9 protein-coding genes are annotated in these 9,629 nt (G+C 44.1%); 5 read left to right on the forward strand and 4 right to left on the reverse strand.

Annotated features, from left to right (window positions below; genetic code table 11):
• The first annotated feature begins 216 nt into the window (after positions 1–216).
• Positions 217–1,230, forward strand: a complete 1,014-nt coding sequence (locus tag ACOMA8_RS14550) for an alpha/beta hydrolase (protein WP_421371695.1) — start codon at positions 217–219, stop codon at positions 1,228–1,230.
• A 79-nt stretch (positions 1,231–1,309) separates the two neighbouring features.
• Here ACOMA8_RS14550 and ACOMA8_RS14555 read toward each other — a convergent pair whose 3' ends face one another.
• The 4 genes from ACOMA8_RS14555 to rpiA form a co-directional block, all read right to left on the reverse strand.
• A complete protein-coding gene (locus ACOMA8_RS14555) occupies positions 1,310–1,951 on the reverse strand; it encodes an SGNH/GDSL hydrolase family protein (protein WP_421371688.1) in 642 nt (213 codons plus the stop codon).
• Positions 1,952–2,053: 102 nt separating this feature from the next.
• Positions 2,054–2,740, reverse strand: coding sequence for a 2,3-diphosphoglycerate-dependent phosphoglycerate mutase (locus ACOMA8_RS14560; RefSeq protein WP_161898691.1), 687 nt, complete (start codon positions 2,738–2,740; stop codon positions 2,054–2,056).
• Positions 2,741–3,113: 373 nt separating this feature from the next.
• Positions 3,114–3,701: a recombinase family protein gene (locus ACOMA8_RS14565; protein WP_161898690.1), complete on the reverse strand. Its 588-nt coding sequence runs from the start codon at positions 3,699–3,701 to the stop codon at positions 3,114–3,116.
• A gap of 141 nt (positions 3,702–3,842) precedes the next feature.
• Positions 3,843–4,523 (reverse strand): ribose-5-phosphate isomerase RpiA, encoded by a 681-nt coding sequence (gene rpiA, locus ACOMA8_RS14570; RefSeq protein ID WP_421371691.1) that lies wholly within the window; start codon positions 4,521–4,523, stop codon positions 3,843–3,845.
• A 465-nt stretch (positions 4,524–4,988) separates the two neighbouring features.
• On the opposite strand from rpiA, the gene rpsL reads away from it, so the two are divergent.
• The 4 genes from rpsL to tuf all read left to right on the forward strand — a co-directional run bounded on the left by rpsL (position 4,989) and on the right by tuf (position 9,433).
• Positions 4,989–5,402 (forward strand): 30S ribosomal protein S12, encoded by a 414-nt coding sequence (gene rpsL / locus ACOMA8_RS14575; RefSeq protein WP_161870242.1) that lies wholly within the window; start codon positions 4,989–4,991, stop codon positions 5,400–5,402.
• Between the two features lie 41 nt (positions 5,403–5,443).
• Positions 5,444–5,914 (forward strand): 30S ribosomal protein S7, encoded by a 471-nt coding sequence (gene rpsG, locus ACOMA8_RS14580; protein ID WP_161898688.1) that lies wholly within the window; start codon positions 5,444–5,446, stop codon positions 5,912–5,914.
• Positions 5,915–5,995: 81 nt separating this feature from the next.
• Complete coding sequence (gene fusA, locus ACOMA8_RS14585; RefSeq protein WP_161898687.1) at positions 5,996–8,083, forward strand: elongation factor G; 2,088 nt, start codon at positions 5,996–5,998, stop codon at positions 8,081–8,083.
• 162 nt (positions 8,084–8,245) lie between these two features.
• Positions 8,246–9,433, forward strand: coding sequence for an elongation factor Tu (gene tuf / locus ACOMA8_RS14590; RefSeq protein WP_161898686.1), 1,188 nt, complete (start codon positions 8,246–8,248; stop codon positions 9,431–9,433).
• Positions 9,434–9,629 lie beyond the last annotated feature (196 nt).

Consider the following 9,629-nt stretch of genomic DNA (forward strand, 5'->3'; position numbering starts at 1 on the left):
ACAATTTGTTGTTTGAATTCTTTTGAATAGGTTCGACGTTGACGTCTTGACATAAACAATCCTCCAGTGTGTTTTTTCTTATTCTACACACCTTATTTTTTCTGTCTAGTCTAGTGTAGCCGATCCAAATCAAGAAAAGTAAAAGGTACAGGCATCTAGCCCAGTCATTGGATAGTGGTATAATGGGACACCTACATTATCAGATAAAGGCGGTTAATTATGAGAAAATGGCAGAAAATCTTACTAAGTGTACTGGGAACGATTATTGGAATACTCCTACTGATAGTCCTTGTGTTTCAGCTTTCGCCACGGCCGGGAGCAATGGTGATTGGGCACTTGTTCAATGGTCCGATAGAGATTATGGATGCAGCTACCTATGAGAAAGCTAAGCCTCAGGTTGAAGTGAAACGTGATATTGGCTATCAATCTCAGTACAGTAAGGCTAACTATGATCTCTATTTTCCTAAAGCACAAAAAGGAAAGAAAATACCTGTTTTGGTCTGGGTCCATGGTGGTGGGTACGTTGCTGGGAGTAAAGAGGGTGTCAAAGAATTTGCTACCCGTATTGCAGCAGATGCGCAGATTGCGGTGGTAGCGATGAACTATCAAACGGCTCCCGATTTACAATATCCGGGGCAGGTAATCCAGACTGAGGAATTGATTGCTGACTTGAAAAATCATGATCAAGGACTGGATTTGAAGCGTTTGTTTTTTGGAGGGGACAGTGCAGGGGCACAAATTGCTTTACAATATACAGCGACTCAAACAAACCAAAAATATGCAAACGAGGTGGGAATCTCGCAGCAATTGTCGCCAAAGGTGCTCAAAGGTGTAATCTCTTATTGTGGGCCAGTGGATCTTCAACAGATGGCTACGCAGCAGTCAGATAGTTTGTTTATGAAATTTTTCGTTAGGACAGTGGCGTGGTCGCTAATTGGTACTAAGAATTGGCAAAATAGTCCGCTGTTGCGCCAAGCTAGCCTGGTAAAGCAATTGACAACCGACTTTCCGCCAGCCTATGTGACAGATGGCAATGCTTTTTCCTTTCAAAATCAGGGGATTGCTTTGGTGAAACGCTTGAAGGAATTGAATGTGCCCGCTCAAGGTCTGTTTTTTGATCAAGTGGAAAAAGAAGTGACCCATGAATATCAGTTTAACTATCAGACTGCCGAAGCCAAACGATGTTATGAGGAGACGTTGGCATTCTTGCTGGCACAACTTGGCTCTTGATAAGCAACGTTAAAAAAAGACCTTCAAAAGTGGATGGAAATCCCAATTTGAAGGTCTTTTTTATTGAGCAGTGGCGCTATTAAAAAGGATAACGAAATTTCTCAGAAACTGCCCCTGCAATCACACCATGTCCGGTTGCTGTTGGGTGGACGCCGTCGATACCTGTCAGGTATTGTGGTCCGGTGATGGCGGCTGTTTCGTTCAAGCGACCATCCAAGCAGAGCAGTTCACAATGAAATTCACAGGCCAGGTTGCGCAGAATTTGAATTTTAGGATCAAGATCACTGCGCCACAACTGCCGGTCCTCTGGGAAAGGTAGGACAAAGGGTTCCAGCAACAAGATTCGTTTGATTCCAGCTGCGGTTACTCGGTTTAAAAATTCCCGATAGCTTTTTTCAAAGGCTTCTGCTGCAGCAACTTTACCAAATTCAGGGCCACCGACATTGTGCCAAGTGTCGTTGATACCAATCATGAAGATCAGAATATCTGGTTGTAGGGACAGGCAGTCTTCATCTAGCCGATTTAAGACATCTTGAATTTTATTGCCACCGATGCCGCGATTCAAGAAAGTGAGCTGTGCCTCCGGATGACGAGCGGCCAATATGCCGGCAGTCATCAAGACATAACCTTTACCTAAGTCGGTGGGGTTTGTGCGATCCCGGTCGCAATCTGTGACACTGTCTCCTAAAAACAAGAGTCGATCATTTTTACGAAGTTCCATTGTTTCACCTCACAAGATTTGTAAACGATTTCTTTTTGTTGCTAAAAGAAACCAGTCGCAATGACTGGTTTCAGTAAAGCTGTGTGGGATTGTGAACGAATCTTACAAGTAGTATTTTTTAGCTACAGTCAAATCGTCGTTCAATTCGTAGACCAATGGTTGGCCGGTAGGAATTTCCAAGTCCATGATATCGTCGTCGGAGATACCTTCGATGTGTTTAGCCAATGCCCGCAGTGAATTGCCGTGTGCAGCAACCAGAACCGTTTTGTTGTCCCGCAAAGCCGGAGCGATTTCATCTTGCCAGAAAGGCAGTGCCCGTTCCAAAGTTACTTTCAGGTTTTCGCCGCCAGGGATATCACGAGGATCCAAGTCAGCGTAACGACGGTCTTTTGCTGCAGAACCTTCGTCGTCAACACTCAACAATGGAGGCAATGTGTCATAAGAACGACGCCAAATGTGTACTTGTTCGTCGCCGTATTTTTCAGCAGTTTCTTTTTTGTTCAACCCTTGCAGAGCGCCGTAATGACGTTCGTTTAAGCGCCAAGATTTAACAGTTGGTACCCACAATTGGTCAGATTCTTCCAAGATGTAGTTACAAGTTTTGATGGCACGTTTCAAGACAGAAGTGTAGGCAACATCGAATTCGATGCCGGCTTCCTTGATTTTACGGCCGCCTTCTTTGGCTTCTTCCACACCTTCTGGAGCCAGATCAACGTCGACCCAACCGGTGAATTGGTTCAAAGCGTTCCATTCGCTTAAACCGTGACGAGAGAAAACTAATTTTGGCATGTAAAACTCTCCTTTGTGGTTTCAGATTTCTGAAATTTTCAATTTCTTGTTTATTGTACAATGTTTTCCAGTATTTTTCCATTGTTACAAAGAAAAAAGTCGCTGACAAACGCGGGAATCCTTTTGAAAAATGCCTAAGATGCAAGTGTTTGAAACAGCCGGATAAAACGAGCGTACTCTGCGAAAAAGCGACTGAAAATCGGCTTTTTATTTACAAGATAGATCTTGTCAAAATACAAAACAGCTGTTGCAAGTAACTAGACTCTGATTATAGTCTCAATAGTTTATGGTTGTTTGACGAAGACTATGTTGTGGCAGTAAGGCTCATCTTCAAAAATGAAAAAGTCCCGGAGTCAGCTCCAGGACTTTACGACTATTTGGTCAAAATTTTAGCAACATCTTCTTCCGGCAGGTTGATGTATTTGTAGCAGGTGCCGACAGAAACACCACACTTGGAAGAAATGTACTGAATCGTTTCTTTCTTTTCAAAATACAGTTGGCGAATGCGTCGGACAACTTTAGGGTCAATCTTAGGGCGACCGCCAATCTTGCCTTTTTTACGAGCGTTGTTTAAGCCTACGAGGGTCCGTTCCTTGATCAAAACGCTTTCCATCTCCGCCAGGCCATCCATCAATTTAAAGTAAAATTTGCCTGAAGGTTCGCGAGTATCGATGCCTTCTGCCAAACTCACTAAGTGGATGTTGCGGGCTGCCAACAGGCCAGTGAGATCTGTCAATTGCCGAGTGGAGCGTCCCAAACGTGACAGGTCGGTCACAACCAGAGTGTCTTCTGGTTGCATTTGAGCCACGACGGTATCTAGTTCTCCTGGCTGCAACGGGCAGTCGGTCTTGTCGAAGGAATCAAAAAAAATCTCATCGCAACCAAAGTCTGTCAACTGTCCCTGTTGGCAGAGGTAATCATTGTCCGTAATCGTCGTCCGTACATATCCAATCTTTTTCATCGGTATTCCTCTCTGTCCATTTAGGTTATTAACAAAAATTTAGCACAAAACATACAGAAATGATACCATTTTTTTCATTTGAAATTATTAAATTGACGTAATATGAACAAAAGTCGACAATTGGCACATGTGAAAAAAGTATCAAAGTTGAGGATTCTCAAGGATTTGCGGCCCGTTTTCGTATCCTACAATAACACGCTTAACCATATTTAAAAACAAGCCGTGTTCTACGACGCCTACCATTTTTGTGAGTTCTGCGGCCAATTGTTCGGGATTTGGTATAGTTTGCAAGTGCAAGTCGATGATCAGATTGTTGCTGTCTGTTCGAAGGTACTCGCCGTCAGTATTTTTACGAATCACAGGTTGGTAGCCTTTTTCTTGAAAGCGGTTGAAGACCTGCTGACTGCCAAAGCGGATGACTTCGACTGGCAGCGGAAAGGCACCCAGAGTCTCTACCATTTTGGAGGAGTCCACAATCCAGATGACTTCTTTGGAGTAAGTGGCGACGATTTTCTCGTAAAGAAGGGCAGCACCGCCACCTTTGATACCTTGAAAGTCTTTGCTGATTTCGTCAGCACCGTCGATTGTCAGATCCACATAAGGGACTTCGTCGATGCTGCGCAGGGGAATACCAAGTTTTCGGGCATGGATTTCAGTTGCGTTGGAGGTAGTAACCCCAGTGATCTTTAGGCCTTCCTCTTTGATTTTCCGTGCGACTTCTTCTACCATATAGTAGGCTGTCGATCCGGTCCCCAATCCAACAATCATATCGTCTTTGATAAATTTTGCAGATTCGACTCCTACCAGTTGCTTCAAATTCATCTTCGTCACCTCATCATTAGTTTCAGCAGCCTTCGATCTTCAAAGAGAAAAGAAATCTACCGTTTCGGCTTTATTGTAATGGGTTTTGTTATGAAATGGTAGTGTTTCTCCCTTTATAGTATAGATAACTGAAATCTGACAGACCCTCCCGGAAACAGCTGCAACGAACAAAAATTGTATCTATTATAATGTAGCAATCATTTCAGATAAGTGCTGTGAATCAGTTGAAAAAAAGAAATTGTTGACTTGCCGCACCAAATTTAAACAGTCTGAGGGTTGACACTGGCATTTAGCCATGATATTCTATCAAAGGTGCTTTGTGTACAGGTCTCTCTTATGGGACGTGCTGACTGACAGATCGCACACCTGATAAGGATGCAGTAATGCATTATTTTTTATCGCAAAAAAAGAACCACCTGGATGTGTGGAACTAGAAAGCGAATCAAGGAAGGAGGAGATTAGGGGATGCCTACAATTAACCAATTAGTACGGAAACCTCGTAAATCCAAGGTTGAAAAATCAAATTCACCTGCATTGAACAAAGGATATAACAGTTTCAAAAAGACTCAAACGAACGTGAACTCACCTCAAAAGCGTGGGGTTGCAACTCGTGTGGGGACAATGACACCGAAAAAACCAAACTCAGCTTTACGTAAATTTGCTCGTGTTCGTTTGTCGAACTTGATCGAAGTAACAGCTTATATCCCAGGGATCGGCCACAACTTGCAAGAACACAGTGTTGTCTTGCTGCGCGGGGGCCGTGTAAAAGACTTGCCAGGGGTACGTTACCATATCGTTCGTGGTGCGTTGGATACTGCCGGTGTGAACGATCGTAAACAATCTCGTTCTAAATACGGTACAAAACGTCCTAAAGGATAAGAACACTAACAAACTAACATATCGTAAAGGAGGAGTTACGGATGCCTCGTAAAGGTCCTGTTGCAAAACGTGATGTTTTACCAGATCCTATTTATAACTCAAAATTAGTGACTCGCTTGATCAACCGCGTCATGGTTGACGGAAAACGCGGAATCGCTGCAAGCATTATCTATGATGCTTTTGAAAATATTAAAGAATCTACAGGGAATGATCCATTGGAAGTTTTCGAACAAGCAATGAAAAATATCATGCCTGTATTGGAAGTAAAAGCTCGCCGTGTCGGTGGGTCAAACTACCAAGTTCCAGTTGAAGTGCGCCCTGAACGTCGTACGACTTTGGGTCTGCGTTGGTTAGTGAACTATGCTCGTCTGCGTGGCGAACACACTATGGATCAACGTTTGGCTAAAGAAATCATGGATGCTGCCAACAACACTGGTGCCTCTGTGAAAAAACGCGAAGACACACACAAAATGGCAGAAGCCAACCGTGCGTTCGCACACTATCGTTGGTAAGATCTGCAGCGTTCATTTCATTGAGCGTATAGCAGTCTACTGATCCGGATAGACCTACGACAGAGAGGAGTACAAAGCAGCATGGCTAGAGAATTTTCCTTAGAAAAAACTCGTAATATCGGTATCATGGCCCACGTCGATGCTGGTAAAACTACCACTACCGAACGTATCCTGTATTATACCGGTAAAATCCATAAAATCGGTGAAACCCACGAAGGTGCTTCACAGATGGACTGGATGGAACAAGAACAAGAACGTGGGATTACCATCACTTCTGCAGCAACAACTGCACAGTGGAAAGGCTACCGCGTAAACATCATCGATACACCAGGACACGTAGACTTCACAATCGAAGTACAACGTTCTCTGCGGGTATTGGATGGTGCAGTTACAGTTTTGGACTCACAATCAGGGGTTGAACCTCAAACTGAAACAGTTTGGCGTCAGGCAACTGAATACCGTGTTCCACGTATTGTATTCTGTAACAAGATGGACAAAATCGGTGCAGACTTCTTGTATTCAGTACAAACTTTGCACGACCGTTTGGGCGCTAACGCTCATCCAATCCAATTGCCGATTGGTGCAGAAGATGACTTCACTGGTATCATTGACTTGGTAACGATGAAAGCTGAAATCTACACTAACGACCTTGGTACAGAAATCCAAGAAACTGAAATTCCTGAAGATTATCAAGAACTCGCTGAAGAATGGCGTGACAAATTGGTGGAAGCAGTTGCTGAAACCGATGAAGACTTGATGATGAAATATCTGGAAGGCGAAGAAATCACTCAAGATGAGTTGAAAGCGGGTATCCGTCAAGCAACAATCAGCGTAGACTTCTTCCCAGTATTGGCTGGTTCAGCCTTCAAAAACAAAGGTGTTCAATTGATGTTGGATGCAGTCCTTGACTACTTGCCTTCACCATTGGATATCGAAGCAATTAAAGGGATCGACTCAAAAACTGACGAAGAAGTTACTCGTCCGGCTGATGACGAAGCACCATTTGCGTCTCTGGCCTTCAAAGTAATGACTGACCCATTTGTTGGTCGTCTGACTTTCTTCCGTGTTTATTCCGGTGTCCTTGAAAGTGGTTCATACGTATTGAACGCTTCTAAAGACAAGAAGGAACGTATCGGTCGTATCCTGCAAATGCACGCCAACAGCCGTACTGAAATCGATAAGGTTTACTCCGGCGATATCGCTGCTGCTGTCGGTTTGAAAGACACGACTACTGGTGACACCTTGTGTGCACTGGAATCTCCGGTTATTTTGGAATCTATTGAATTCCCTGATCCGGTTATTCAAGTAGCCGTTGAACCAAAATCAAAAGCTGACCAAGATAAGATGGGTGTGGCACTGCAAAAACTTGCAGAAGAAGATCCTTCATTCCGTGTTGAAACCAACGTTGAAACTGGTGAAACAGTTATCTCCGGTATGGGTGAATTGCACTTGGATGTCTTGGTTGACCGGATGCGTCGTGAATTCAAAGTTGAAGCAAACGTTGGTGCGCCTCAAGTATCTTACCGTGAAACATTCCGTGCTCCTGTAACACAAGCTGAAGGTAAATTTGTCCGTCAGTCTGGTGGTAAAGGTCAATACGGTCACGTTTGGGTGGAATTCACTCCAAACGAAGAAGGTAAAGGCTTCGAATTCGAAAACGCAATCGTCGGTGGTGTGGTTCCTCGTGAATACATCCCAGCGGTTGAAAAAGGTTTGGCAGAATCTATGGATAACGGTGTCTTGGCCGGCTATCCATTGGTAGATATCAAGGCAAAACTGTATGACGGTTCTTACCACGATGTCGATTCCAATGAAACTGCCTTCCGTGTCGCAGCTTCTATGGCTTTGAAAGCCGCTGCGAAAAAAGCCAACCCAGTAATCTTGGAACCAATGATGAAAGTTACTATCACTGTTCCAGAAGACTATCTTGGCGATATCATGGGCCACGTTACTGCTCGTCGCGGACGCGTCGAAGGTATGGAAGCACATGGTAATTCACAGATCGTTAATGCGATCGTTCCATTGGCTGAAATGTTCGGTTACGCAACAACTTTGCGTTCTGCAACACAAGGTCGCGGTACCTTCATGATGGTATTTGACCACTACGAAGATGTACCGAAATCTATCCAAGAAGAAATCATTAAGAAAAACGGCGGTAAAGCTGAATAATCTTGTGGCTTCTAAGGATGCTCCATACGAACTTCTGAAAAGGCTGGTTTTTTTCAGAGATTCGTGTAAAATAAACTCGATGATAAGGGCTGGGAGTCGTTTTGACGGCTTCCTACCTATCAAAAAATAAACTAAACTGAACTTTAGGAGGAACATTCTAAAATGGCTAAAGAAAAATTTGACCGTTCGAAACCACACGTAAACATTGGTACAATCGGACACGTTGACCATGGTAAAACAACTTTGACTGCTGCTATCACTACAGTTTTGTCTAAAAAAGGTTTGGCTCAAGCATCTGCTTACGACCAAATCGACGGTGCTCCTGAAGAGCGTGAACGTGGGATCACTATCTCAACTGCTCACGTTGAATACGAAACAGAAGCTCGCCACTACGCTCACGTGGACTGCCCAGGACACGCGGACTACGTTAAAAACATGATCACTGGTGCTGCTCAAATGGACGGCGCGATCTTGGTAGTATCTGCTGCTGATGGTCCTATGCCTCAAACTCGTGAACACATCCTGTTGTCTCGTAACGTTGGTGTACCTTACATCGTCGTATTCTTGAACAAAATGGATATGGTTGACGACGAAGAATTGCTGGAATTGGTAGAAATGGAAGTTCGCGACTTGTTGAGCGAATACGACTTCCCAGGCGATGACACTCCAGTTGTTGCTGGTTCTGCTTTGAAAGCTTTGGAAGGCGACCCTGTCTACGAAGAAAAAATCTTGGAATTGATGGCTGCAGTTGACGAATACATCCCAACTCCAGTTCGTGACACTGACAAACCATTCATGATGCCAGTGGAAGACGTATTCTCAATCACAGGCCGTGGTACTGTTGCTACAGGTCGTGTTGAACGTGGACAAGTCCGCGTCGGCGACGAAGTAGAAATCGTTGGTATCGCAGAAGAAACTGCTAAAACTACTGTAACTGGTGTTGAAATGTTCCGTAAATTGTTGGATTACGCTGAAGCAGGCGACAACATCGGCGCATTGTTGCGTGGTGTGGCTCGTGAAGACATCCAACGTGGTCAAGTATTGGCTAAACCAGGTTCAATCACTCCACATACAAAATTCTCTGCAGAAGTTTACGTTTTGACTAAAGAAGAAGGCGGACGTCACACTCCTTTCTTCACTAACTATCGTCCTCAGTTCTACTTCCGTACAACTGACGTAACCGGTGTTGTTGAATTGCCAGAAGGTACTGAAATGGTAATGCCTGGCGATAACGTAACTATCCAAGTTGAATTGATCCACCCAATCGCGATCGAAGACGGTACTCGTTTCTCTATCCGTGAAGGCGGACGTACTGTTGGTTCAGGCGTTGTAACAGCTATCCAAGCTTAATTGGAAAGACTTACGACTATCTGAGCGAATCAGAACTCAAAAAAGCAGTCGCAATTGCGGCTGCTTTTTTGGCTCTTCGTCAAATAGTGTTGGTGAGTTCAAATTGAATGAGTGAATGAGCTCAGGCAGGAAAAAATTCTTGCCTGAGCGCTTTTTTATTTTTCGCTCTTTCTTAAACAAAAATCAGTCCTTGGAT

Origin of the sequence: Enterococcus infantis, assembly GCF_049166715.1 — a bacterium.
Lineage (GTDB): Bacteria > Bacillota > Bacilli > Lactobacillales > Enterococcaceae > Enterococcus_C > Enterococcus_C leclercqii.

Coding starts and splice junctions, on each gene's coding strand:
- ACOMA8_RS14555 (WP_421371688.1), bottom strand. CDS start 1,951: ATGGAACTTCGTAAAAATGATCGACTCTTGTTTTTAGGAGACAGTGTC.
- ACOMA8_RS14560 (WP_161898691.1), bottom strand. CDS start 2,740: ATGCCAAAATTAGTTTTCTCTCGTCACGGTTTAAGCGAATGGAACGCT.
- ACOMA8_RS14565 (WP_161898690.1), bottom strand. CDS start 3,701: ATGAAAAAGATTGGATATGTACGGACGACGATTACGGACAATGATTAC.
- rpiA (WP_421371691.1), bottom strand. CDS start 4,523: ATGAATTTGAAGCAACTGGTAGGAGTCGAATCTGCAAAATTTATCAAA.
- rpsL (WP_161870242.1), top strand. CDS start 4,989: ATGCCTACAATTAACCAATTAGTACGGAAACCTCGTAAATCCAAGGTT.
- rpsG (WP_161898688.1), top strand. CDS start 5,444: ATGCCTCGTAAAGGTCCTGTTGCAAAACGTGATGTTTTACCAGATCCT.
- fusA (WP_161898687.1), top strand. CDS start 5,996: ATGGCTAGAGAATTTTCCTTAGAAAAAACTCGTAATATCGGTATCATG.
- tuf (WP_161898686.1), top strand. CDS start 8,246: ATGGCTAAAGAAAAATTTGACCGTTCGAAACCACACGTAAACATTGGT.